This window comes from Jannaschia donghaensis (genome assembly GCF_001403795.1).
GTDB lineage: Bacteria > Pseudomonadota > Alphaproteobacteria > Rhodobacterales > Rhodobacteraceae > Jannaschia > Jannaschia donghaensis.
Genome location: NZ_CXSU01000011.1, coordinates 833,590 through 857,264, shown reverse-complemented (window position 1 = coordinate 857,264; position 23,675 = coordinate 833,590). Strand labels below are relative to the sequence as shown.

The following is a 23,675-nucleotide window of genomic DNA, read 5'->3' as shown; positions in this document are numbered from 1 at the left end:
GGCAACGATAGGGCCAGTTCGGATTAGTCGATGACCCGCACTTCGGGTGCGGTGCGCCGCAACGTGTCGCGGATGGCGGCGGCCAGTGCGCGATACGCATCACCCTGCGCGGATGTCTGTCGCCAGACCATGCCGATGTCCCGCCCTGGCGCGGGATCGGACAGCGGGCGGGCAGTCACGAGATCTTCCCGCGCCACCTCCGAGCGGACGTAGAGCGCGGGCAGGACCGACAGGCCCAGCCCGGTCGCCACCATCTGCCGCAGGGTGTCGAGCGACGTACCCTCGTAGTCGAGCGACAGGACGGCCCCCGTTTCAGTGCACAGGTCGGCCACGGTGTCGTGCAGCCGGTGCCCCGCCTCCAACGTCATCACCGTCTCGCCGCGCAGGGCGGCGCGGTCGACGACGGCATTCGCCGTCAACGGATGATCCGACGGCAGCACCACCAGGAGCGGTTCGTGGAACAGCGGCGCCACCTGCAGCGTCGGATCGTCGAGCGGGGTCGGAAAGAACAGCAGGTCGAGCGTGCCGGCGCGCATCCGGGTCAACAGGTCCAGCGCCGTGCCTTCGCGGACATAGAATTTCAGCTTGGGATAGGACGCATGAAGCGTCGGAATCACGAGGGGCAGGAAATAGGACCCGAGGGAGCCGACGACGCCCACCCGGATCGTCGCCGCCAGCGGATCCGCCCCCGATCGGGCCAGCGTCGCGATATCGGCGGCATCGCGCAGAAGACCCCGCGCGCGCGTGGCGATGTCATGCCCGATCGGCGTCAGCGTCACGCCGGAGCGGGACCGTTCGACCAGTTGCACGCCCAATTTCTCCTCCAACTCGCGCAGTTGGGTGGACAGGGTCGGCTGGGTCACGTGCACCGACTCGGCGGCGCGGCGGAAGTGCAGCGTGTCGGCGACCGCGACGAGGTAGCGAAATTGTTGCAATGTCGGCATTTTCGGCGCGATAGCTCCTGTCTATCGAAGTTAAGATAGTCGGGTGACTTGAACAATCAAAGCTTTCGTTTATTTCCTGCCCAAGCAAAGAGGGCCGGATGGCGAATACGCATACAGACAGTCGCTTTCTGGGCGGGCCCGCCGGATGGATCTCCATCCTGTTGCCCTTGGCCCTGTTCGGTTGGTTCGCGCAGCATATTCCCGCCGTGGCCACCGGCGAGGTCCTTGTCTGGCGGCTGGACTGGGTTCCGTCGCTGGGCGTGTCGCTGGGCATATTGCTGGACGGGCTGTCACTGACCTTCGCGCTGCTGATCACGGGGATCGGGACGCTGGTGACGCTCTATGCGTCCAGCTATCTGGTCGGACACGTACACTACACGCGTTTCGTCTGCTATCTGATGGTGTTCATGGTCGGAATGCTGGGGCTGGTTCTGTCGGACAACCTGCTGGCATTGTTCGTGTTTTGGGAAGTGACGACGGTGTCGTCCTACCTGCTGATCGGGTTCGACGCGGATGCCGCCAAGGCCCGGCGCAACGCGCTTCAGGCGCTGGTCGTGACGGGCATGGGGGCACTGGCGTTCCTAGCCGGGATCATCGTGCTGGGCACGGCGGCGGGCACCTTCGAGATTTCCGCGATCGAGGGGACGCTGACCGATCATCCGATGTATCTGGCGATCTTCTGGCTGTTCATCGCGGGGGCCTTCACCAAGTCGGCCCAGGTGCCGTTCCACTTCTGGCTGCCCAACGCCATGGCCGCGCCGACACCGGTCAGCGCCTATTTGCATTCGGCGACGATGGTGAAGGGCGGCGTTTACCTGTTGGCGCGGATGAACCCGACCCTTGGTGGGACCGACATCTGGTTCTGGACGCTGGTGATTGCGGGCGGCGTGACGGCGGTCTTCGCGTCGCTGGTCGCGATCCGGCAAACCGATATCAAACAGATCCTGGCCTACACCACATTGATGGCACTTGGCACGCTGGTGATGTTTATCGGGGTCGGCACGCCCTATGCCATCGAGGCGGCGATGACCTTCCTTATCGTGCACAGCTTCTACAAGGCGGCACTGTTCCTGATGATCGGCGTGGTCGATCACGGCACCGGCACGCGCGACGCGACGGTGTTGCGCGGATTGGGGCGAGCAATGCCGGTCACGATGCTGGTGGCGATGGTCGCGGCGGCCAGCATGGCCGGTTTGCCACCCCTGTTCGGCTTCATCGGCAAGGAGTTCATGTACAAGGCCGCGCTGGACGCGCCCGCGATGATCTGGGTGCTGGGCTGCATCTTTTCCGCGTCGGTCCTGATGTTCGTCGCCGGTGGTATCGTCGCGTTTCGTCCCTTCGTGGGCAAGCTGGCGGAAACGCCGGTCAAGGCGCACGAGGGGCCCTGGCCGATGTTGGTCGGGCCGGTCCTGCTGGCGGGCATGGGTCTGACGTTCGGCGTGATGCCGGACTGGGCCGAAACGCTGGTCCGCCCGGCGGCCGCGGCCGTGGCCGGCGGGCCCGTCGAGGTCGATCTCTACCTCTTCAAGGAGGTAAACACCGCCTTCCTTCTGTCGCTGGCGACCTTTGGCGTCGGGTTCCTGCTGTATCTGGTTCACGGACGGCTGCGGGCCGGCCTGTCGCGGTTCAAGGCACGGTTCGATCCCGGCTGGGACCGGTTGATGGACGGGGTTGCCGCCGGGTCGAAGGGCCTGACCGGGATGATCCAGACCGGCAAGTTGCGCCGCTACATCTTCGTGACGTTTCTCGCGCTTGCGCTGGCCATGGCGGCGTCGGTCTGGCGGGCGGATCTGACGCCGGTGATCCCGCCGTTGGACGATCTGCAGTTCAAGCATTGGGCCGTCCTGATCTTCATCGTGGCCGGTGCCTTGCTTACGGCGGTCACCAATTCGCGAATGACGGCGGTGGCTTCACTTGGCGTGGTCGGCATCGGCGTGGCGCTCATCTTCATCATCTTCGGCGCGCCCGACGTCGCGATCACGCAGCTTTTGGTCGAGGTTCTGCAGGTGGTTCTGGTCGCGGTGGCGATGCTCAAGCTGCCGTATCTCAACCGTGAATACGTCAAGACCGTGCGCGGCCTGGACCTGATCCTGGCGCTGTCCGTCGGGGCGTTGACGACCGTGATCATGCTGGCCGTGCAGGCCGCGCCGATCGACATGGAACTGACCCGCTTCTTCGAGGAGGCTTCGGCCCCCCTCGCCTACGGGCGCAACATCGTGAACGTAATCCTGGTCGATTTCCGCGCGCTGGACACGTTCGGGGAAATCGCTGTCGTCGCCATCGCGGCGCTCGGGGCCTATGCGCTGCTCAAGGGCACGCGGAGGCCGACGCCATGACCTCCCTGATCGTGCGCGCGGCGACGCGCCTCCTTGTCGGGCTGCTCCTGATGTTTTCGATCTGGATGCTACTGCGGGGCCACAACGAACCCGGCGGCGGGTTCATCGGCGGGTTGATCGGCGCGACGGGGTTCATCCTCTATGCCGTGGCCCACGGCAGCAAGGCGGCCCGCGTCGCCCTTCGGATCGACCCGCAAACGATTGCGATGGCGGGGCTTGGCCTTGCCCTTCTGGCCGGTCTGGCCGGGTTCATTCCCGGCGATGGCCTGTTCGCAGGGCAATGGCTGTTCATCGGGGCCACCGAGACGGACAAGGGCACGCCGCTGTCGACGATCCTCGTGTTCGATATTGGCGTCTATCTGGTGGTGCTGGGCGCGGTTCTGACGATGGTCTTCGCGCTGGAAGAAGAGGTCTGAGATGGAATTCCTGATCGCCCTCATGGTCGGCGCACTGGTCGCCGCGGCCGTCTATCTGATGCTGGCGCGCAATGTGCTGCGCTTCCTGTTCGGCCTGATCCTGATCTCCAATGCTGCCAACCTGTTGATCTTCGCGTCCGGCGGATTGACGCCCGAGGCCCCGCCGCTGATTGCGTATGGTGCCGATGCGCCGCCGCCGGGCGTGGCGAACGCGCTGCCGCAGGCGTTGGTGCTGACGGCGATCGTCATCGGTTTCGGCCTGTTCGCGTTTGCCCTGGTGCTGGTGTACCGCGCCTACCAGACGATGGGCACGCTCGATTCCGACGACATGCGCCTGGCCGAGCCGGAGGAGAAGCCTTGAGCGACGTTCTCCTGCCGCTGCCAATCCTGATCGCCTTCGTCACGGCCATCCTGGCGTTCTTCTTTCGCAAGGGGACGGAGGCGCGGTGGATCTCGGTCGCCGGGTCGGCCTGCATGCTGGTCGCGGCGGGAATGCTTCTGTCGCGGGTGCTGACCGATGGGATACAGGCCGCGCAGATGGGCACCTGGGCCGCGCCGTTCGGCATCACGCTGGTGGCCGACACCCTGTCGGCCGTCATGGTCGTCATCACCGGGATCACCGCGCTGGCGGTGTCGATCTATGCTGTGGGCGACGTGACTGAAGATATGGAGCATGTCGGCTATCACACCTTGTTCCAGGTCCTGATCGCCGGGGTCACCGGGGCCTTCCTGACCGGCGATCTGTTCAACCTCTATGTCTGGTTCGAGGTGATGCTGATCGCCTCTTTCGGCCTTCTGGTGATGGGCGGCAGACGCGTCCAAATGGATGCGGGCATCAAATACGTCACGCTGAACCTGATCTCGACCATCCTGTTTCTGTCCGGGATCGGGTTGCTCTACGGCGTAACGGGCACGCTGAACATGGCCGACCTGCACTACAAGGTGCAGGATGCGGACCCCGGTCTGGTCACGGTGATAGCGACGATGTTCCTGGTGGGGTTCGGGATCAAATCGGCGGTCTTCCCGCTCTTCTTCTGGCTGCCGGCAGCGTACCATACGCCCGCATTCTCCGTCTCGGCGGTCTTCGCGGGATTGCTCACCAAGGTCGGCGTTTATGCGATGATGCGGATGTTCACGCTGGTTTTCACGCAGGACATCGGCTGGACCCACGGGCTGATGTTGTGGGTCGCAGTCGCGACGATGATCACCGGCGTTCTGGGGGCGGCGGCGCAGACCGATTTCCGCCGCATCCTGTCGTTCCACATCGTCAGTCAGATCGGGTATATGGTACTGGGCCTGGCGCTTTACACCCCGCTCGCCGTGACCGGCGCGGTGTTCTATCTGGTCCACCACATCATCGTGAAGGCGAACCTGTTTCTGGTCGCAGGGGTGACGAACCGCATCGCCGGCTCGACCGAGATCGACCACATCGGCGGTCTCTACAAGGGCGCGCCGCTGCTGGCCTTCCTGTTCCTGATCCCCGCCTTCTCGCTGGCCGGATTTCCGCCGCTGTCGGGCTTCTGGGCGAAATACGTTCTGGTAAAAGCGTCGCTCGACCTGGAGTTATGGCTTGTGGCCGCGGCCGCATTGGCCGTTGGCCTGATGACGATCTATTCCATGACGAAGATCTGGGGACGCGCCTTTTGGAAGCCGCATCCCGGTGCGATCGTGCCGTCGCTGTCGACCTTGCCCGCAGGGGATCGCTTTGCGATGCTGGCCCCGATCGCCGGGCTGGCGACGCTGACCGTGATCATCGGCCTGTTTCCCGAACCCTTCGTCGGCATCGCCACCCGGGCGGCAGAAGACCTACTTGATCCGACGGCCTATCTGACGGCGGTCCTGGGCGCGCCGGAGGCGGTGCAATGAGTGTCTTTCTCCTCAATCTGCTGCTGGCCGTGGCCTGGGCCGCGCTGACGGGGCAATTTACACTGGGTGGACTGGGCATCGGGTTCGTTGTCGGGTTCGTCGCGTTGTGGGTGATCCAACCGCTGTTCGGCGAGCCGGGGAATTACTTCGTCCGCGTTTGGCGCTGGCTGAAGCTGCTGGTGCTGTTCCACTACGAACTCGTCGTCTCCTCCGTCTCCGTGGCGTGGGACGTGCTGACGCCCCGCCACCGCGCCCGCCCCGGCATCATCTGCATCCCGCTCAAGGCGAAGGGCGAGGCAGAGGTGCTGCTGGTCACCAATCTGATCTCACTCACTCCCGGCACGCTCAGCCTCGACGTGACCGAGGACTGCAATACGCTGGTCATCCACGCCATGTTCGCCGACGATCCCGAAAAGATCGCGGCGAACATCGAGAACGGAATGGAACGCTGGGTGCGGGAGGCACTGGAATGAGGGGGACGCCGACATGACGCTGATCGAACAGATGCCGATCCTGAACGCCTCGGTGCAGATCTCCTTCGTGCTCGTGATGGCCGCCATCCTCCTGGCGATGGTGCGGCTCATCAAGGGTCCGTCCCTGCCGGACCGGGTCGTCGCGCTCGACACGATGACGGTGCTGATCGTTGCGTTCTGCGGCCTCTACGCCATCGACACCGGGACGACGACCTTTCTCGACGTGGCCGTCGTGACGGCGCTGATCGGCTTTTTCGCCACCGTCGCTCTCGCCCGCTTCGTGGAGCGGAAGGTCAGGCGCCCCGACGCCGCACACCTGCACCGCGCCGACGACCACGGAGGCCCCCCATGATCCTGGAACTCTTCCTGTCGTTCTGCGTCCTGTCGGGCGGGTTTTTCGCCTTCATCGCGGGTCTTGGCATCCTGCGCCTGCCGGACGTTCTGATCCGGATGCATGCGACGACCAAGGCCGGCACGCTGGCCAGCGGCCTGATCATGCTGGCCGTCGCCGCCGGTTTCGCCGACGCGCCCACCGTGGCCCGCGCGATCGCCATCGTCGTGTTCCTGCTGATCACGGCCCCGGTCGGCGCGCATATGATCGGCCGCGCCGCGTTCCGGTCGGGCGTGCCGCTGTGGGGGCCGACGACGGTCGACCCGGACGCCAAGGCAAAACTGGGAGTGCGGGACGACTGACCTTCCGGGCGGCCGTGTTGACAGCGCAACGCTTGCATAGCCATAGTTTTGAAAACTATGGAGATTACGTTGAGCAATCTGGATCAGGCGCTGTCGCAACTCGCAAAACGGGTCGAATTGCACGCAGCCACCATCGGGACCGAGGAAGCGGCGAAAACCTCCGTTGTTCTGCCGTTTCTGCAAGCTTTGGGGTACGATGTGTTCAACCCCGCCGAAGTCGTGCCCGAGTACACCGCCGACGCGGTTGGCAAAAAGGGTGAGAAGGTCGATTACGCCGTGATGCGCGATGGCGAGGTGTCGATCCTGATCGAGTGCAAAGGCATGTCGACGACATTGTCGGAAAAGCACCTTGCCCAGCTCTACCGCTATTTCAGCGTGACCAAAGCCCGTTTCGCGGTTCTCACCAACGGGCGGGAGTTCAGGTTTCATTCCGACCTGGAGGAGGCAAACAAGCTGGACCGGAGACCGTTCTTCACCTTCGATCTGCTCGACTACTCCGCGCAGGCCGTCGCCGAGTTGGAGAAGTTCGCACGCGACGGGTTCGATCTGGACAACATTTTGGCACAGGCGGAACGCCTGAAATACGTATCAGCCATCAAGAAGACGTTGACCACATGGATGGCAGAGCCGTCGGACGGGTTGGTCAAGTTGGTGGCCTCCGACGTCTATGACGGGCGTCTCAACTCCGAGATCCGGGCGATGATCGCGTCCGGGATCGGCATGGCCCTGACCGATATCGTTCGTGATCGGGTCCGGTCGCGGTTGAACACCGCGCTGGACGACACGCCCAGCGAACAGGCGGCGGCCCAACCCCTTGCCAAGGCCGAGACCGTCACGACCGAGGCGGAGATAGAGGGCTGGCTGACGGTCAAGACCCTGCTGCGCGGAACGGTCGCCGGAGACAGGATCGTCCTGCGCGACGCCAAGAGCTACTGCGCGATCCTGCTCGACGACAACAATCGCAAGCCGTTGCTGCGCCTGCACTTCAACCGGAGCCAGAAATTCGTGGGGTTGTTCGACGGAGAGGCCGAGGACCGTCAGCCGATCAATTCACTCGACGATATGCTGGGCTTCGCCGAAAGGCTGCGGGCCACGGCGCTGAAATACGCCGCCTGAGCAAACGCCCATTCAGTTCCGCGGCTTGCTCTTCCAAGTGTCGAGCCAGGCGCGGACCCCCTTGCGCCGCGCGGACACGGCATTGCCGGCATCGTCCCACGCCTCCCCCGCATCTTCCAGGATCGGGTCAATGCGATTGCGGCGAAAGCGAATGATGCGAACCGTGATCGCCCAGACGATCGCCGCAAGGATGGTCAGAAAAATGATGTTGAACCACGGGATCGTCGTCGCGTCCGGCCCATCGACCGGGCGCACGCCCACCGCGTTGGGGAAGATCGTAAGGAGTTCCGAACGCCAGCCGTAATGTGTCAGCGCCACCCATTGCGGCGCGGCAGAGGTAGAGGTCAGATCCCGCGCTTCGGCCTGAAGGTTCGAGGAGTCGAGCTTGAAGTACGGCGGCCAGCCCCACCCCGTATCCTCGTTGCGATAGACCGACGGACGCCCGCCTTCGCGCACCGTTTCGATGAAACGCACGTCGCGCGTCGTCAGGCCCGTCGTGCCGACGTCGGGCGAGGCCCAGAAAATCGAATTCTCGCCGAAATCGATACGGCGGTTTTCCGTGCCGACGATGCGCACGATATCGGTCTGCGGCAGGGTGTAGTGCAAAAACGCGCCGACGATCGCCGCGACCAGAAGCAGGAATATCCATTTCACATAGGTCATCGGGCGGCCTCTCAGGCGTAGTTCACGAAGTAGATCAATGCGCAGATGGTGCCGATGGGCACGATATACACCCCCCAGAGCAATTTGCGGCGCAGGCTACCCTGATAGTCGCGGATGCCGATTTCGACATAACGTTCACGCGGCAGGGGCGGCTGCTCGGCCTCCCACTCGGCCTCCAGCCGGTCGCGTTCGCCCGCGCGCAGATAAAAGACGAGCGCCCAGTAAACGATCGTCAGCAAAACCATCAGCACGACGAAAAGACGTAACAGACCGAACATATTATCCCCAGGGCCCCCTGTTTGCGATGGGCCAGCCTTCGCGCTTTACCTTCGGCATGTCGGCCGGCACATCCGCCGCATACAGATGCTTCCACACCCCCGCCTTATCGGCAGCATAGTCGCGCGCCAGGCGTTCCGCGACCCACTCCTTCAACGCCTCTGGCATGGCGCGGTAGCGGGCGTAGAAAAGCGGCTTGTGGCAGATATGAAGTTGCCGAAAATCCTGCGGGGCAAGTTCGGCAAGGACCATGTTCACCAGATCGCGCAACGGCCCTGGGGCGGCGCGCATCGTGTGGAAATATGCCGGATTGCTGCTGTCGATCCGGGGCCAGTCGCCGCGCCCTTCCGCCCAGGCCAGCATCGCACCCAGCGCATTGACCGCCACCGGCAGTGCATCGGCGTGGGTCTGCATGGCGCGGCGCAGGGCGCGGTCGTCGGTGCGGTCCGGCAGGTGGCCCGCGTGGCCCAAGGCGTCGATGGCCAGATGCTCCAGTTTTTCGCGCAGGATGCCGGCGGCGGCCTCCCCCCGTCCCTCCACGATGGGCTGTAGCAGGCCGTTGCGCACGAAGAACGTGGCGACGGCGTTCGTGTCCGTCACGTCGATCATGTCGATACCGGACGCGTCGAATGGCAATGCCGCAAGAACGGCCGGATGTTCGACCGAGCGGAAGACATACAGACCGCCGTGGTGCGACGTCCAGAAATCGTCCTGCCGGAAATTGGGCGTCTGGAAGGTGACGGGTGCGCGGGTCACATCGCCCGTCGTGCGCGCCAGGCCGATCATCTGCGCGACCAATACGTCGTCCCACCATGCGTCGGGATCTTCGTTGAAACGCGTGATGAGCGTGTCGAGCTTGGCCGCGTCGCGCACGATACCGGTCGTCGTATCGGCCTCGACCGTGACGGAACGTATATCGAGAAGCGATTGCGGGTGCGGCACGGAATAGACCGAATTCTGCAACTCGCCGGCCACGGCATCGCGGGCGGTCAGACGAAACAGCTGCGCCTCGTTCGCATCGATGAAGTCGCGGATGATGGTGGCCGAGGTGGAGAACTTCATTTCCAGCAAGGGCGCGTTGCGCTGCTGCGTCGACAGCAGAATGATCTGCCGGTTGCAGCCACCGGGATTGAGATAGCCCATGTCGTCCAGCTCGTCCCCGACCTCGGGGGAGAAGCCAGACAGGTCGATATGGAAGTGGTCGAGTGTCGTTCGCTTGCCGGAGAGATGTTCGAGCGCACGGTTGTAGCGTTCGACCAGAGCGGGGGAGGAAACCTCGAAGAGACCGGCGAACATGAGGCCGTGGCGAATGAGGCGGTTCATCAGTGAAATTCTCCCCACGGCGCCTGATCGACTTCACCGCGACGTTTAAAATCTGCGTCGTCGTCTCCAGTGGAAGGCAGGCGCGCAGCACCTTCGTGGTATCCTGTCCATAGCCCCAACCCAGCCCACGTGTACGGAATACGATCCCAGTCGGCCTTCGTCCAAGTCCTAGGTAGGCGCGAGACGCCCCAAAACGTCATTGGTATCCACCCGATGAGCGACCGCGCCGTAGAAACTAGCGCGTCTCCAGAACTTGCATGAGTGATCTGATGGTAGGTGAATAATTCGACCAAAGTTACACAGGACAGAACCGAAATACCGTTGCTGACCAATCCGAAGGCCGTCCGGGGGAGAAAAGGTGCGATAAAGCGTGGTGCGTAGAAGCACAGGGCCAACAAGAAGGAGAATGCAAAGAACCCACTCACCACACCGCCTCCTTCCAGCCCTTCGGAATGTTCGCCAGCGACAGCACCATCACCGGTCCCCAGACCAACGCTGCGCGGGCGGACAGCACGACGAAATGCCAGGGGGCCGCGTCCAGCACCGCCTCTCCGGCCTGCCCATAGAGGACGTAGAACCCGAGCGCCGACACGACGGTCAGCGCGACCGCAGACAATACGCCGATCAGCAGAAGCCAGAACACCCCTTCCGGCAGTACTTTAGATAGCACCCAGGGTACGACCCAAGCCGTCAGGGCCAGAAGGGCGAGGGGGAGGACGACCGTCGCGATCATGCCTTCCCAGCCATGTAGCGCCGTTTGGCTTCCTCCATCCGGCCCATGTCGCGAACCGCCGTCTCGATAGCGGCCTCATCGGACTTATCGGCATAGCGGAATTCGGAATCGGCGTAGCGGTTCACCTCCTGGATCACCATCTCGGTGGTGATCGGCACGCGCATTTCGCCCACCATCTCCATCTTGGTATCGTAGGGTCTATGCATGAAGGTCGCGGGGTCCTCGAACCAGGCATCGGGCAGTTCGACATCCATCGCGCGGACTTTTACAGCGTCGGTGATGTTCTTGATCGCGCGCCCGGTGAAACGTTCGTCGGCGGCCTGAATACCTTTGAGATAGGTGCCGATCCTGGCGATCGTGTCCAGCTCACCGATCTTGCCGCGGACGTCGTCGAATACCTCGGCCAGCTTCTGTTCCGCCGGGCGAGAATGCTTGGCGAAACTCTCGGCCACCGCGCGGGTCAATTCCTGCGCGGCGAACAGATCGTGGTCGCCCAGCGGGATGTCGTGCCGCTTGCCCAGAAGCAGCGAAAGGATGTCGATGTAATCGTCCCGCGTTTGCGGCCCGTCCACCAGAAACCGCGCGCCCGCCCGCTGGCGCAGGGCGTCGTCCACGTTCTCGGGGTAGTTGGAGAACATGCCGAAGGTGCAGTTGCCCCGCACGACGGTGTTCGCGCCCGCGAAACTCTCCATCAGAACGGAAGTGATCTCCAACTGGCCCGCACTGGCCTGCCGGTCGCCGCGCTTGCCCGCCAATTGGTCGATGTCGTCGATGGTTCCGAAACCGATCACGTTCGGGTCGAGCACGCCGTTGATGAAGGCCTTGGCGTTCTGCGCCGACTTGCCCTGATAACTGTCGATGCTGTCGGTCGACAGGTTTTCGTACCGGAACGGATAGCCCGCCACGTCGCAATAGCCGTGGATCAGTCCGGCCATCATCTGGATCAGCGTGGTCTTGCCCGTCCCCGGCGCGCCGTCGCCCATGAAGGTGAAGATGAAGCCGCCCAGGTCGGCGAAGGGGTTCAGCTTGCGCTCGAAATCATAGGCCATCAGCATCTTCGACAGCTTGAGCGCCTGATGCTTGGCGATGTGGTTGCCCACGACTTCATGCGGTTTCTTGAACTGCATCACGAGCGGTTTGCCGGCCGCGCGCAGGGCCGGGGCAAAACCGTTCAGGCTCAGGTCGTCGGCTTCGATCCGGTAGGAGACGTCGGCGAAGATCGCACTGCGCGCGGCATTGCGCGCCCGGTCGGCCAAACGGTCGAGCAGAACCTCGCATTGCGCGGCAAGCGTGGCGACAAGGCGTTCCTCCTCCACCCCCGAAAGCCGCTGGTCGATTTCCCAGAGCAGACCTTCGAGCATGATCTGCGCGTTGTCGGCCAGAACCTCCTCGGGGGACGGCACCTCGACCGAGATGGATCCGCGCAGGGGCGAGATCAGAAAAGCGGTGGCGTTGGCGAAGACATGACCCACGGCCAGCGCCTCGGCCTCCAACAATTCGGTGAATTTCGCGCGGTCGGCATCGGGCAGGCGTCCGGCCAGGTTCGCGGCCTTGAGCGCGTCCAAACCCGATCGGTCCTCCAACTTGGCCCCGACGGCCAGCGCGATCGCAAGCGCGCGGCGCATCGCCTGCAATACCTGCGCACGGGCGGGTGTGACAAGGCCGTCGCCCTCCACCGTATCGCGCAGATGGACCCCGGCGGACGGCACCGTCCGGCGCGTGACCAGGCCGGGCGTGGTGGACCGAAACCGCGACCGCGTGCCGATCCCGGGCGACCGCTCGACGCGCGGGGCGTCGGACGCCTTGCCAAAGCGAGGGGCGTGATCGAACCCCGACAGCAGCGCAAGCGCCGCGTCATAGCGGGCCGTGATCTCGGCTTCGGTCAGTTCCATTGCGTCACCCGACAGGCTCATGTCGCGTCCTTCCTTGCGTCCAATTCCATGCCATCAATCCGCGCGCCACAGACGCCCGTCCCCGACGACGTATTTCACGACATCCGAAAACCCCGGTGCCGGCGTTTCCGTCAACGCCTGATAAACGCGTTCAGGCAAAATCGCGGCCCGTTCGATCCGGGTGGCCCCGGTGTTGCCCGCGTGCATATCGGGCAGGTCCCAGATCTGTTTTTCGACCGAGGAGAACCAGCCGGCCCGTTCCTGCGTCGTGTCGCGGGACACCAGCGTCTCCAACGTCCAGGCCAGCGCCCAATCCTCGCCCGCCGGGGCGCGCGCGGCCTCCAGCACCTTGCCCAGCCCTTCGGTCTGCAGGGTGAAGGCCGACGAATACATCGGGCCGACCGTCAATCGTTGCAGGCGCTTGGGGTGGATATCCTCGAAATCGTCGTCGAAGCCGGTGGCGACCGTCACCAGTTTGAGGTCCGGCAGGGCCTGGGCCATCAGATGGCCCCTGACCCGCGTCATCCGGGCGAAGTCGCCGGGCAATTGACGACCGCCCACATCCTCCACCTCCATCAACCAGATCACCGGCAGGTTCCGCTGCCCGTCCCAGGCCGACCAATGCAGAAGATGCCGCGTCCCCGACCCCGGCAGCACCTGCATCCGCACGTCGTTGCGCGGCCAGAACAGATCCTTTTGCCGAAGTTCATCGAGGTAGAGCCGCTGGGACATCGCGTATTGCAGATGGGTCGGAATGCGCCGTTCGCCCACGATGGTCTGGATCATCTGACGTTTGAGTTCGGCGACGTCCGGCAGGCGCGCAAGCGCGTCGTCCGCCTGTGCCGCGTCCGACGCCATGGACAGCAGTTCCTGCAAGACCGGGAAACCGGATGCGTGCCGATCCACCATGAGCGATCCGAGAAAGACGCCGGTGTCGCGCCCCGTCATCAGATACTTGTGGCTGAGCGCGCGGAACGTGTGGCCCAGCGCATCCAGATGCCCGCCCACAACGACCAGTTCGGCGCGGGTCAGGCGGCCATCGCGCTCCATCTCGCCGGCGATGCGCGGCAGGTATTCGAGGATCTTCTCGAACTTGGCGAAATACCTCCGGGCCTGCCGGTTTTCCTGCAGGCCCGAATGGTCGCGGACAAGATCGACCTTCAGCGACATCCGGTCCGTCCCGACTGACGGCCCGCGACGAACAGGTGCGGCACGCGGCTCACCCCCCGTAGAGGTTCTTGTCATGCTTCTCCACGATGGCACCGAAGCGGCGGGCGAAGCGTTCGTCGGCCTTCTGCTTGGCCTCCAGGACGTCGCGGGCGAAAACCATATGATCCTCGTGCGCTTCCAGCATCTCGGCCATGCGGGTGTTGGTGGCGGCCCCGATGGCGGCCATGGCCTGCTGCGCCTCCTGATCGGTCTTGACCCCGATCTCGTTGATGCGGTGGGCGACGTCCTGCTGCTGGGCGGTCTTGAGCGACTTCGACAGCGCGTCGTAGAGCACAACACGCTGCTTGGTGTCCGTGGCCAGCTTGTTGATCAGCACCATCTGGGTCGCCGCCTGGTTCTGAAGGCTGTCGACCCAGGTCTTGCCCTTCTCGATATAGCGTTCCAGCGTTTGCGAGCGGGCAAGGGCCACCTGCTCGGCCTGGACAAGCTCGTTGTGGCGGGTGTTGGCCTCGGCCAGATCGGTCTCCAGCTGGGTGCGTTTGGATGCGTCCTGTTCGACGCTGATCTTATTCTCCAGATCAATCAGGCGGGGGTCCATCGCCGTGATCTCGGAACGGATACGCTCCAGCTCGGAGACGGCGGCCTCGCGGTCGACCAATGTCGCGCTCAGGTTGGTTTCGACCCGCGCTTTCTGATCGTTGAGCGTCGCCAGCTGCCCCTCGAGCAACTTGGTGATGGTGTCGGATTTGGAGATCAGGTCCTGCAGCTTGTCGTCGATCGACGCGGAGCGCAAACGCTCCTGGCGCATCGACTCGGACTTACCGCGGGCAAAGATGCCGATGAAGCTCTCCATCCCGGTCTTGGTCCGCATCTCGTCGAAATCCTTGGAGAATCCGGCGGTCACATCGTCCAGACCCATGATGAGTTCCGCGATGTTCGCATTCATCAGATCGGTGTGGGCGTGTACCTCTTCCAGGGTGGCATTCTCGACGTCGATGGAAATCCCCTGGTCGAGCTTGGAGCGCGCGGCCTCGATCCGGCTGGTCACCTCCACGATCTTCGACTGTGCCTGGGCGACCTGCGCCTGGCTTTCCTTCACTTGGGTCTCGAAATTGGCCACCGGATGCGTCCCCTCTTTGAATCATTTGTCGTTCTATAGCTGACAGATGGGGACGATTTCGTGTCGCGGGAGTGGTCAAGCCATCGGAAAGCCCCCAATGTTGCCAAGCCGCCACGAGGAGACGACATGGACCGCCTGTTGACCGAGATCGAAACCCGACGCGCGGCGCTTGTCTCCTGCACTCAGGATTTGATCCAAATTCCGACGCTGAACCCGCCGGGCCGACGTTACCGCGACATCTGTGACTGGGTCGGACATCGCATGGGCGCACAGGGCTGGCAGGTCCAAATGGTGCGGGCCGAAGGCGCACCGGGCGACAGCGACCGGTATCCGCGCTGGAACGTGATCTGTCGGCTGGAAGGGTCGCGTCCCGGCGAATGCGTCCATTTCAACAGCCACCACGACGTCGTTGCCGTGGGCCACGGCTGGACGAAGGACCCGTTCGGTGCGGAACATTCGGACGGGCGCGTCTGGGGGCGCGGGGCCTGCGATATGAAGGGCGGGCTGGCGACCAGCATCGTGGCCGCCGAAGCCTTCGTCGCCCTGCGGCCAGACTTTGCGGGCGCAATCGAGATTTCGGCGACCGCGGACGAGGAATCGGGCGGTTTCGGCGGCGTGGCATACCTTGCGCAGAAGGGGTTCTTCGACCCGGCCCGCGTGCAGCATGTCATCATTCCCGAACCGCTCAACAAGGATCGTATCTGTCTGGGCCATCGCGGCGTCTGGTGGGCGGAGATCGAGACGAATGGGCGCATCGCCCACGGCTCCATGCCGTTTCTGGGCGATTGCGCGGTGCGGCACATGGGTGCCGTCCTCGACGAAATGGAGGCGACGCTGTTTCCCCTGCTGGCCGGCAAGCGGACCGAGATGCCCGTGGTGCCCGACGGGGCCAAGCAATCGACGCTGAACATCAACGCCATCCACGGAGGCGAGCCGGTGCAGGATGCCGATTACACCGGCCTGCCATCGGCCTGCGTGCCGGACCGTTGCACCCTGACGATTGACCGGCGTTTCCTCATTGAGGAGGACATCGCCGACGTGAAGCGCGAAGTGACGCAAATGATGGAGCGGATCCGGGAAAAGCGCCCTGATTTCCGCTACGAAATCCGCGATCTGTTCGAGGTGCAGCCCAGCATGACCTCCGAAGACGCGCCCGTCGTGCGCACGGTCGAGGCCGCGATCCGCGAGGTGATGGGCAAGTCGGCGGAATTTGTCGTCAGCCCCGGCACCTACGACCAAAAACATATCGACCGGATCGGGCGGTTGAAGAACTGCATCGCCTATGGGCCCGGCATTCTGGACCTGGCGCATCAGCCCGACGAATGGATCGGCGTAGATGACATGATGGACGCGGGCAAGGTGATGGCGCTGACCCTGGCCAAACTGCTGACGTGACTTGCGGCGCAGGCCATCCGGCTTAAATCGTCGCCCATGTTGACGGAAGACCGGATCATCGACGCCATGACCCGCCTGCGCGCCGCGATGCCGGACGTCAGGCCGCCGTCGTCCAAGGGCGGGCGCGACCCGTTCCGTTCGGTCGTGTCCTGCATGCTGTCGGCCCAATCGCTGGACCGCAACACGGCCGCCGCATCCAAGGCGCTATTCGCGCTGGCCGATACGCCGCAGGACATCCTGCGTTTGTCGGACGAGACGATCACGGCGGCAATCCGGCCCGCGGGCCTCTACAACGTCAAATGCCGCAACCTGCGCAAGATGTGCGCCGCGTTGTTGGAAGATCACGACGGTATCGTGCCGACGACGCGCAAGGGCCTGATGTCGCTGCCCGGTGTGGGTCGCAAATGCGCGGACATCGTGCTGCATTTCACATTCGGTCAGGCGACCGTGGCCGTCGACACCCATGTTCACCGGGTTTGCAACCGCCTTGGCCTTGCGACGGGCAAGACCGAGGAACAGACGGCCACGTCGCTGGAGGCGCGGCTTCCCGCGGCGTTCCTGCCCGACGGCCATGTCCTGCTTTTGACCCACGGCAAGCGGACCTGCCGGGCCCGCGCGCCCAGGTGCGACACCTGCCTTCTGGCCGATCTGTGCGAAGCCATCGGAAAATCGTGATTTGCCAGATCGCGCCGCCCCTGCGTCAACTTCGAAGAATGAGAAGGAGACGATTATGCGCGCACTCATTCCCCTGCTGTTCCTTGCCGCCCCGGTCCATGCGGCCGACGGCGAGCGGGTTCAGATCACCGGCGAAGTGATCGACACCTGGTGCTATTTCTCGGGCGTGATGGGCGGGCCGGACGCCGTCGTCGGTTCCGCGCATCATACCTGCGCCCTCTGGTGCAGCGCGGGCGGCATCCCGGTTGGCCTGCTGGCCCCCGACGGCACGGTGTACATGGTGCTCAAGATGGACGGCGACGATACCACGGCCGGCGGGGACACAAGCCTGCACATCGCATCCCACACGATCGAGGCGGACGGCATGCTCTATCGCCGCGACGGACTGAATTATCTCGTGGTCGAGGAGATCACGGCCGACCGCGATATCGTCAATGCGACGCACGAAGATTTCGGGGTGATCCCCGGTTTCGCCATCCCGAATTCGGAGGCACCGGAATGATCCGCCTCGCCCTGATTGCCGCGCTCGCCGCCGCGCCCGCCATCGCCCAGGATTTCTCCGACGGGTCGGAGGCCCGCGAATGGGGCCTGTTCGGCGAGAAGAAGGCCCTTTTCACCGCCGTCGTCCGCGACCCGCTGTGCGTCCTGACCGGCGACTGTGCCGACGATTGCGGCGGCGGTGCGCGTCAGGTCGTGCTGATCCGGCAGGAGGACAATGCGATGGTCTTCCCACTCAAGAACGCGCAGTCGGCCTTCAACGGGGCCGTGGCCGACCTGGCCCCCTTCTGCGGCCAGAAGATCGAGGTCGATGGTCTGCTGATCGACGACCCGGAAATCGGCGCGACGAATGTGTATCTGGTGCAGCGGCTTCGCCCCGAAGGGGGCGACTGGCAGCGCGCGAACACCTGGACCGACGATTGGGCGGCAAAGAACCCAGGTGCCGAAGGATCGGGCCCATGGTTTCGCCGCGATCCGCGCATTCTGAACGAGATCGAGCAGGAGGGGTATCTGGGCCTCGGCCCCGACGTCGATCAGGCGTTCTTCAAGGATTGGTTCTGATGCGCACCGCGATCCTGGCGTGCCTGCTGGCCCTTCCGGCGATCGCGCAGCAGGCCACGCTGGAGGCACCCCTGCCCGACACGCTTTTCCCGTCGAATTTCGGGGGGGATTACGTGCTGACCGACCACTATGGCAACGCCCGCACACAGGCCGACCCCGACGGTCGACTGCAACTGCTGTTTTTCGGTTATGCCACCTGCGAAGCGATCTGCACCGTCGCCCTGCCGATCATGTCGGACATGACACGAGATCTGTCGGCCCGTGGCATCGAGGTCACGCCGCTGGTCATCACCGTCGATCCGGAAACCGATACGGTCGAGACGATGGGACCCGCGTTGGAAACCTTTGCACCCGGTCTGACCGGGCTGACGGGATCACAGACAGATCTGGCCCGCGTGCGCGATCTGTTTCACGTCGAACGGACGTTGCTTTTTACCGACCCGCGCGGTGTGGACGTCTATGCCCATGGCTCGCACATCTTCGTCATGGATGGCGACGGCGGGTTCTTGACCCTGCTTCCGCCGATCCTGTCGACCGATCGGATGGTGGAGATCGTAGAAAGCTATGCCGCTGGGTAGTGTCTTGCCCCCTGCCCGCGTCGATGCCTTACTGGCACCGATTTACGGAAGGAAGACCCCATGCTCATCAGAACCACGGCCGCGCTTGCCCTGCTGACCACGACCGCGATGGCGCAGCAGACCGACATCACCATCGGCATGCAGTTGGAGCCGCCGAACCTTGACCCCACCGGCGGGGCGGCCGCGGCGATCGACGAAGTGGTCTATGCCAACCTTTTCGAAGGGCTGACGCGCTTCGGCCCCGACGGATCGGTGCAACCGGCGCTGGCGCAAAGCTGGGACGTGTCCGACGATGGCACCGTCTGGACCTTTGCGTTGCACAACGGCGTCACCTTCCACGACGGCAGCGCAATGGACGCGGACGATGTCGTCTTTTCGCTGGACCGGGCCCGCGCCGACGACAGCACGAACGCGCAAAAGGCCCTGTTCGACGGCATCGAAAGCGTCGAAGCGGTTGATCCCGCGACGGTGAAGATCACCCTGTCGGCCCCGAACGGGAACCTGGGCTTCAACCTGGCGTGGGGGGACGCTGTGATCGTGGCCCCCGAAACCGCCGAAACCAACGCGACGATGCCGGTGGGCACCGGGCCGTTCCGGTTCGGGCAATGGGTGCAGGGCGACCGGGTGGACCTGACGGCATACGACGCATATTGGGGCGACGCCCCCGCGCTGACGGACGCGACGTTCAAATTCGTCTCGGATCCCAACGCCGCCTTTGCCGCGATGATGGCCGGGGACATCGACGCCTTTCCGAATTTCCCGGCCCCCGAAACGTTGTCGAATTTCGCGGCCGACCCTCGCTTCACCGTCATCGTCGGATCGACCGAAGGCGAGACGATCCTTGGCATCAACAACGTCGCAATTCCGGATGTGAAGGTGCGGCAGGCCATCGCCCATGCGATCGACCGGCAAGCCGTGATCGACGGCGCGATGTTCGGATACGGCACGCCCATCGGCACGCATTTCGCGCCGCACAACCCCGATTACGTCGACCTGACCGGCCAGTCCGCCTATGATCCCGCCAAGGCGAAGGCCCTTCTAGAGGAGGCGGGCGCGACCGATCTGACCCTGCGCCTGATGCTGCCGCCCCCCGTCTATGCCCGGCGTGGCGGAGAGATCATCGCAAGCCAGCTTCGCGAAGTCGGGATCGAGACGGAGATTTCCAATCTGGAATGGGCGCAATGGCTGGAACAGGTGTTCCGCGGCAAGGATTTCGACCTGACCATCGTCAGCCATACCGAGCCTGCGGACATCAACATCTACGCCCGGCCCGATTATTATTTCCAATACGACAACGCGGATTTCCAGAACCTGATGGAGCGTATCGAGACAACAACGGACGCGGGCGAACGAACGGCCATGCTGCAACAGGCGCAGCAGGTCATCGCGGACGACGCCGTGAACGCCTATCTGTTCCAACTGGCCAAGACGGGCGTCGCCGACGCGCGGATCGACGGACTTTGGGAAAATGCGCCAACACAGGCGAACGACCTCACGGGCGTCAGCTGGTCCGAGTGATCGCAGGCGGCCCCGTCATCCGTGCGAAGGTGCGAATGACGGGGCCGCTGCCGCGTCGGCCGAACGCCATGCCGGGGTGTTTCCAGGGCCGCCCCTCTGGCGTCGGGGTAGAAACAGGTTAGATGCGGGGGATGAAAATACGTGCCCTTCTCGTTCTTGTCCTGTCCATCGCATTCGCGGTCTCACCGTTTTTCGTAGACGGCTTTGCGGGGTTCGATCCCGACCAGTTCCCCGTCCCCATCGAAGAACCGCCCGTCCAGCCCGCAGGATATGCCTTCGCGATCTGGGGGCCCATCTATCTGTGGCTGATCGCCATGGCGGTGTTCGGCCTGTGGAAACGTGCGGACGACCCGGCATGGGACGCGACACGCCTGCCCCTGATCGTCAGTCTAGGGGTCGGGACGTCGTGGCTGGCCGTTGCCGTCGCCTCGCCGATCTGGGCGACCGTCCTGATCTGGGTGATGCTCATCGCGGCATTGCTGGCACTGCTCAAGACGCCCGGGCACGATCTTTGGCTGTTGCGCGCGCCTGTGGGGCTCTATGCCGGTTGGCTTACGGCCGCCAGCTGCGTTTCGATCGGGATCAACCTGCCGGGTTTCGGCGTCGCCCCCTTCGGGCCGGTCGGCTGGGCGATCGTCGCGCTGGCGATCGCGCTGGCCATCAGCGTCGCGATCCTGAAGGCGCGCGCCAGCCTGATGTACGGGGTCGCCGTGACATGGGCCCTGGTGGGTGTCTTCGTCCAGAACGGGACTACGCTGGTCGGCCTGTTCGGCATCGGGGCGGCCCTTTGCGTGGCCGCCCTGACGGCATGGCAGATCAGATCGTCGCGTTCGTAGCGCCGCCATCAAGAAGGATATTCTGCCCCACCATGAAGCCCGCATGCTGCGAGCACATGAAGGCGCAGGTCTGCCCGAATTCCGCCGCGGTGCCATAGCGGCGGGCGGGGATCGTTTCCTGCCGCTGTTCCCGCGCGTCGTCGGTGCTGATGTTCTGCGCGCGGCTGACGCCTTCGTCCAGTGACTTGGCCCTGTCCGTTGCGTGGATGCCGGGCAGCAGATTATTGATCGTCACGCCCGCGGGGGCGACCTGACGCGCGGTTCCCGCAACATACCCCGTCAGACCCGTGCGTGCCGCGTTGGACAGCCCCAGCACCGCGATCGGTGCCTTGACGGATTGCGACGTGATGTTGACCACGCGGCCCCAGCCCCGGTCCATCATGCCGGGCAAACACGCCTTCATCAGCGCAATCGGCGTCAGCATGTTCGCATCGAGGGCCGCGATGAAATCGTCCCGCGTCCAGTCCGACCACAACCCCGGAGGAGGCCCGCCCGCATTGGTCACCAGGATGTCAGGGCTGTCGGCGGCGGCAAGGACCTGCGCCTGCCCCTCGGGCGTGGTGACGTCGGCGGCGACGGTCGTGACCTCCACGCCGTAGCGCGACCGGATGTCGGCGGCGGCAGCCTCCAACGCCTCGGCCCCGCGGGCGTTCATGACAAGGTCCACACCAGCTTCGGCCAACGCCTGTGCACACCCCAGCCCCAAACCCTTGGACGATGCGCAGACCAACGCGCGTTTTCCCGTGATGCCCAGATCCATCGTGTATCCTCCCTTTTGTCGGGTGGCCTTAGCACCTGCGACATCGGGGATCACCTTCGGAACCGGCGAATCTGATAAGAAATTTCATGGAACGACCGTTCCTTCGCCCTGTTTTCGTCCTGCCCGGAGGCCATATTCAACAGATGGCCGATATCCTGCCCCCCCTTTCGACGCTGAGCCGATGCACCGTCTATCCCGCCGAAGCGCTGAGGGTGGAGATGGGGGCCTTGATGGGCGATGCGATCGGCACGCTGTCCGAGGTGGTGGCGGGCGACGTCTACACGCTCGACGATCGGGCCCGCCCATCGGAGCTGATCCTGACGCAGGAAGGCGGCGACACGGTCGTGGCGGCGGCATCTTCCGTCGGCAAGGCCGGGCAGATCGTCCTGCCGCTGGCGCGTCATCAGATCATGGGGGAACGCGGCGGCACGGTCGAGGTTCTGGTCCTGGATCTGGAGGGGACGCGCCTGGCCCTGCCCCTGGGGCCGCTGTCTGCGTCGGACGAATATAGCCTGATCGCCTCGGCCGAGATCGAGGGGGAGCTGTCGAGCGTCGCACAGGTCAGCTTTACGCGGGGCACCCGCGTCACGATGGCGAACGGTCTGCAAACGCCGGTCGAGGATCTTAAGCAGGGCGATCGCGTCCTGACCCGGGATCACGGGCCGCAGCCGGTTCGCTGGATCGGGATGCAGACCGTCCGGGCCGAAGGTTCGAACGCGCCCATCATCATCGCGCAGGACGCCCTGAACAACGCCGAGGAGTTGTGCCTTTCCCCGGATCATCGGTTGTTCATCTACCAGCGGACCGACACTCTGGGGGCCGGACGTGCCGAAGTGCTGGTCCGGGCGCGGCATCTGGTCAACGGCGACAACATTACCCGCGCTGCGGCCGGGCATGTCGACTATTTCCACCTTCTGTTCGATGCGCACGAAATCATCTATGTCGCCGGCATCCCGGCCGAGAGCCTGCTGGTTTCGCCAGAAGTGCTTGCCGGGCTGGGCGAGGATCTTGCCGGTGAGCTTCGGGGATCGCTCGGCGATCTGAGCCAGGTGCCGCACCACGGTGTCGAGGCGACGGCGGCCGATCTGGATGGATTGGACACCGCCCATCTGTTGCGCCGTGCGTCGCCGCGCTGACGTCAGACCCAGCGGTCCAGCGCCGCCTCGTCGCTGTCCTTCGACGCGACCCACTCCGCCCCATCCTCCCGCACTTCCTTCTTCCAGAACGGTGCGCGGGATTTCAGGTAGTCCATCAGGAACGACGCCGACTCGAACGCCGCATCGCGGTGTCGCGCAGCTGTCCCGACCATCATGATCCGCGCGCCCGGGATCAGCCGCCCATGTCGGTGGATCACTGTCACCGCCGAAAGGGACCAGCGATCGGCCGCGTCCTGCGCGATATCGGTCAGGGCGCGTTCGGTCATGCCGGGATAATGCTCGATCTCCATATGCCGAAGGCCGCCGGCCACGTCGCGGACCCGCCCGGTGAAGGTTACGACGGCCCCCGTGTCGGGGCCCGTTTCCAGCCGTTCCGCCTCCACCCCGAGGTCGAAGTCATCCTGGGACACGATGATCCGAAGATCGACCATCAGCCCCCCGTCATCGGCGGAAAGAACGCCACTTCCCGCGCGCCCGCCAGCGACGCGTCGAGATCGACGAGCACCTGATCCACGGCGCAGCGCACGGCGGACATATCGGAAAATGCGGTGTCGTACCGGTCTTCGCGCGCCCGCAGCTGCGCGATCAAATCGGCGACCGTGGCGGCGTTGGTTTCAACATCCTCGCGCCCGATCCCGATCCGTTCGCGCAGCCAGGCGAAATAAAGGATTTGCAC

Annotated in this window: 27 protein-coding genes; 16 read left to right on the top strand and 11 right to left on the bottom strand. The window is 64.3% G+C overall.

What is annotated here, in order from left to right; all coding sequences use genetic code 11:
• Positions 1–23 precede the first annotated feature (23 nt).
• On the bottom strand, positions 24–944 hold the full coding sequence (locus JDO7802_RS08675; RefSeq protein WP_055084541.1) for a hydrogen peroxide-inducible genes activator: 921 nt from the start codon (positions 942–944) through the stop codon (positions 24–26).
• A 98-nt stretch (positions 945–1,042) separates the two neighbouring features.
• Here JDO7802_RS08675 and JDO7802_RS08670 point away from each other — a divergent pair, with 98 nt between their 5' ends.
• From JDO7802_RS08670 to JDO7802_RS08635, 8 genes are all read left to right on the top strand, one after another.
• A complete protein-coding gene (locus JDO7802_RS08670) occupies positions 1,043–3,280 on the top strand; it encodes a putative monovalent cation/H+ antiporter subunit A (RefSeq protein ID WP_055084539.1) in 2,238 nt (745 codons plus the stop codon).
• On the top strand, positions 3,277–3,696 hold the full coding sequence (locus JDO7802_RS08665) for a Na+/H+ antiporter subunit B (RefSeq protein WP_055084537.1): 420 nt from the start codon (positions 3,277–3,279) through the stop codon (positions 3,694–3,696). The genes JDO7802_RS08670 and JDO7802_RS08665 overlap by 4 nt, the downstream gene beginning before the upstream one ends.
• 1 nt (position 3,697) lies before the next feature.
• Positions 3,698–4,057 carry a Na+/H+ antiporter subunit C gene (locus JDO7802_RS08660; protein ID WP_055084535.1) on the top strand — a complete coding sequence of 120 codons (360 nt, stop codon included), beginning with the start codon at positions 3,698–3,700 and terminating at the stop codon, positions 4,055–4,057.
• On the top strand, positions 4,054–5,562 hold the full coding sequence (locus JDO7802_RS08655) for a Na+/H+ antiporter subunit D (protein WP_055084533.1): 1,509 nt from the start codon (positions 4,054–4,056) through the stop codon (positions 5,560–5,562). The genes JDO7802_RS08660 and JDO7802_RS08655 overlap by 4 nt, the downstream gene beginning before the upstream one ends.
• Complete coding sequence (locus JDO7802_RS08650; protein ID WP_055084531.1) at positions 5,559–6,035, top strand: Na+/H+ antiporter subunit E; 477 nt, start codon at positions 5,559–5,561, stop codon at positions 6,033–6,035. The genes JDO7802_RS08655 and JDO7802_RS08650 overlap by 4 nt, the downstream gene beginning before the upstream one ends.
• Positions 6,036–6,048: 13 nt before the next feature.
• On the top strand, positions 6,049–6,387 hold the full coding sequence (locus JDO7802_RS08645; RefSeq protein WP_222836399.1) for an MrpF/PhaF family protein: 339 nt from the start codon (positions 6,049–6,051) through the stop codon (positions 6,385–6,387).
• Positions 6,384–6,728 (top strand): monovalent cation/H(+) antiporter subunit G, encoded by a 345-nt coding sequence (mnhG, locus tag JDO7802_RS08640; protein WP_055084529.1) that lies wholly within the window; start codon positions 6,384–6,386, stop codon positions 6,726–6,728. Before JDO7802_RS08645 ends, mnhG begins: the two co-directional genes overlap by 4 nt.
• A 69-nt stretch (positions 6,729–6,797) precedes the next feature.
• Positions 6,798–7,844, top strand: coding sequence for a type I restriction endonuclease (locus JDO7802_RS08635; protein ID WP_245624148.1), 1,047 nt, complete (start codon positions 6,798–6,800; stop codon positions 7,842–7,844).
• A gap of 12 nt (positions 7,845–7,856) precedes the next feature.
• On the opposite strand, the gene JDO7802_RS08630 is transcribed toward JDO7802_RS08635, so the two are convergent.
• The 7 genes from JDO7802_RS08630 to JDO7802_RS08600 form a co-directional block, all read right to left on the bottom strand.
• On the bottom strand, positions 7,857–8,507 hold the full coding sequence (locus JDO7802_RS08630; RefSeq protein ID WP_055084524.1) for a DUF1523 family protein: 651 nt from the start codon (positions 8,505–8,507) through the stop codon (positions 7,857–7,859).
• An 11-nt stretch (positions 8,508–8,518) separates the two neighbouring features.
• Positions 8,519–8,785: a hypothetical protein gene (locus JDO7802_RS08625; RefSeq protein WP_055084522.1), complete on the bottom strand. Its 267-nt coding sequence runs from the start codon at positions 8,783–8,785 to the stop codon at positions 8,519–8,521.
• 1 nt (position 8,786) lies between these two features.
• Complete coding sequence (locus tag JDO7802_RS08620; protein WP_055084520.1) at positions 8,787–10,106, bottom strand: DUF6638 family protein; 1,320 nt, start codon at positions 10,104–10,106, stop codon at positions 8,787–8,789.
• 421 nt (positions 10,107–10,527) lie between these two features.
• Positions 10,528–10,839 carry a hypothetical protein gene (locus JDO7802_RS08615; RefSeq protein WP_055084518.1) on the bottom strand — a complete coding sequence of 104 codons (312 nt, stop codon included), beginning with the start codon at positions 10,837–10,839 and terminating at the stop codon, positions 10,528–10,530.
• The gene (locus JDO7802_RS08610) at positions 10,836–12,752 is read right to left on the bottom strand and encodes an AAA family ATPase (RefSeq protein WP_055084516.1); all 1,917 of its coding nucleotides are present in this window, start codon (positions 12,750–12,752) and stop codon (positions 10,836–10,838) included. The genes JDO7802_RS08615 and JDO7802_RS08610 overlap by 4 nt, the downstream gene beginning before the upstream one ends.
• 33 nt (positions 12,753–12,785) lie before the next feature.
• Complete coding sequence (locus JDO7802_RS08605; protein WP_055084514.1) at positions 12,786–13,901, bottom strand: hypothetical protein; 1,116 nt, start codon at positions 13,899–13,901, stop codon at positions 12,786–12,788.
• A 49-nt stretch (positions 13,902–13,950) separates the two neighbouring features.
• Positions 13,951–15,021: a GumC domain-containing protein gene (locus JDO7802_RS08600; RefSeq protein ID WP_055084512.1), complete on the bottom strand. Its 1,071-nt coding sequence runs from the start codon at positions 15,019–15,021 to the stop codon at positions 13,951–13,953.
• 126 nt (positions 15,022–15,147) lie between these two features.
• On the opposite strand from JDO7802_RS08600, the gene JDO7802_RS08595 reads away from it, so the two are divergent.
• The 7 genes from JDO7802_RS08595 to JDO7802_RS08565 all read left to right on the top strand — a co-directional run bounded on the left by JDO7802_RS08595 (position 15,148) and on the right by JDO7802_RS08565 (position 21,082).
• On the top strand, positions 15,148–16,416 hold the full coding sequence (locus JDO7802_RS08595; RefSeq protein WP_055084509.1) for an acetylornithine deacetylase/succinyl-diaminopimelate desuccinylase family protein: 1,269 nt from the start codon (positions 15,148–15,150) through the stop codon (positions 16,414–16,416).
• Between the two features lie 36 nt (positions 16,417–16,452).
• Positions 16,453–17,091: an endonuclease III domain-containing protein gene (locus tag JDO7802_RS08590; protein ID WP_055084507.1), complete on the top strand. Its 639-nt coding sequence runs from the start codon at positions 16,453–16,455 to the stop codon at positions 17,089–17,091.
• 55 nt (positions 17,092–17,146) lie between these two features.
• Positions 17,147–17,593: a hypothetical protein gene (locus JDO7802_RS08585; protein ID WP_055084505.1), complete on the top strand. Its 447-nt coding sequence runs from the start codon at positions 17,147–17,149 to the stop codon at positions 17,591–17,593.
• Positions 17,590–18,150 (top strand): hypothetical protein, encoded by a 561-nt coding sequence (locus tag JDO7802_RS08580; RefSeq protein ID WP_055084503.1) that lies wholly within the window; start codon positions 17,590–17,592, stop codon positions 18,148–18,150. The genes JDO7802_RS08585 and JDO7802_RS08580 overlap by 4 nt, the downstream gene beginning before the upstream one ends.
• The gene (locus tag JDO7802_RS08575; protein WP_055084501.1) at positions 18,150–18,728 is read left to right on the top strand and encodes an SCO family protein; all 579 of its coding nucleotides are present in this window, start codon (positions 18,150–18,152) and stop codon (positions 18,726–18,728) included. Before JDO7802_RS08580 ends, JDO7802_RS08575 begins: the two co-directional genes overlap by 1 nt.
• Before the next feature lie 60 nt (positions 18,729–18,788).
• Positions 18,789–20,246 carry an ABC transporter substrate-binding protein gene (locus JDO7802_RS08570; RefSeq protein WP_055084499.1) on the top strand — a complete coding sequence of 486 codons (1,458 nt, stop codon included), beginning with the start codon at positions 18,789–18,791 and terminating at the stop codon, positions 20,244–20,246.
• A 131-nt stretch (positions 20,247–20,377) separates the two neighbouring features.
• Positions 20,378–21,082 (top strand): TspO-related membrane protein, encoded by a 705-nt coding sequence (locus JDO7802_RS08565; RefSeq protein WP_055084855.1) that lies wholly within the window; start codon positions 20,378–20,380, stop codon positions 21,080–21,082.
• Here the strand turns inward: JDO7802_RS08565 and JDO7802_RS08560 are convergent.
• Positions 21,063–21,842, bottom strand: a complete 780-nt coding sequence (locus JDO7802_RS08560; protein WP_055084497.1) for an SDR family oxidoreductase — start codon at positions 21,840–21,842, stop codon at positions 21,063–21,065. The genes JDO7802_RS08565 and JDO7802_RS08560 overlap by 20 nt on opposite strands.
• 143 nt (positions 21,843–21,985) lie before the next feature.
• On the opposite strand from JDO7802_RS08560, the gene JDO7802_RS08555 reads away from it, so the two are divergent.
• Complete coding sequence (locus JDO7802_RS08555) at positions 21,986–22,978, top strand: Hint domain-containing protein (RefSeq protein ID WP_187298114.1); 993 nt, start codon at positions 21,986–21,988, stop codon at positions 22,976–22,978.
• 2 nt (positions 22,979–22,980) lie between these two features.
• Here JDO7802_RS08555 and JDO7802_RS08550 read toward each other — a convergent pair whose 3' ends face one another.
• Both JDO7802_RS08550 and moaD read right to left on the bottom strand, forming a co-directional pair.
• On the bottom strand, positions 22,981–23,430 hold the full coding sequence (locus JDO7802_RS08550; RefSeq protein ID WP_055084493.1) for a molybdenum cofactor biosynthesis protein MoaE: 450 nt from the start codon (positions 23,428–23,430) through the stop codon (positions 22,981–22,983).
• Positions 23,430–23,675, bottom strand: coding sequence for a molybdopterin converting factor subunit 1 (gene moaD, locus JDO7802_RS08545; protein ID WP_055084853.1), 246 nt, complete (start codon positions 23,673–23,675; stop codon positions 23,430–23,432). Before moaD ends, JDO7802_RS08550 begins: the two co-directional genes overlap by 1 nt.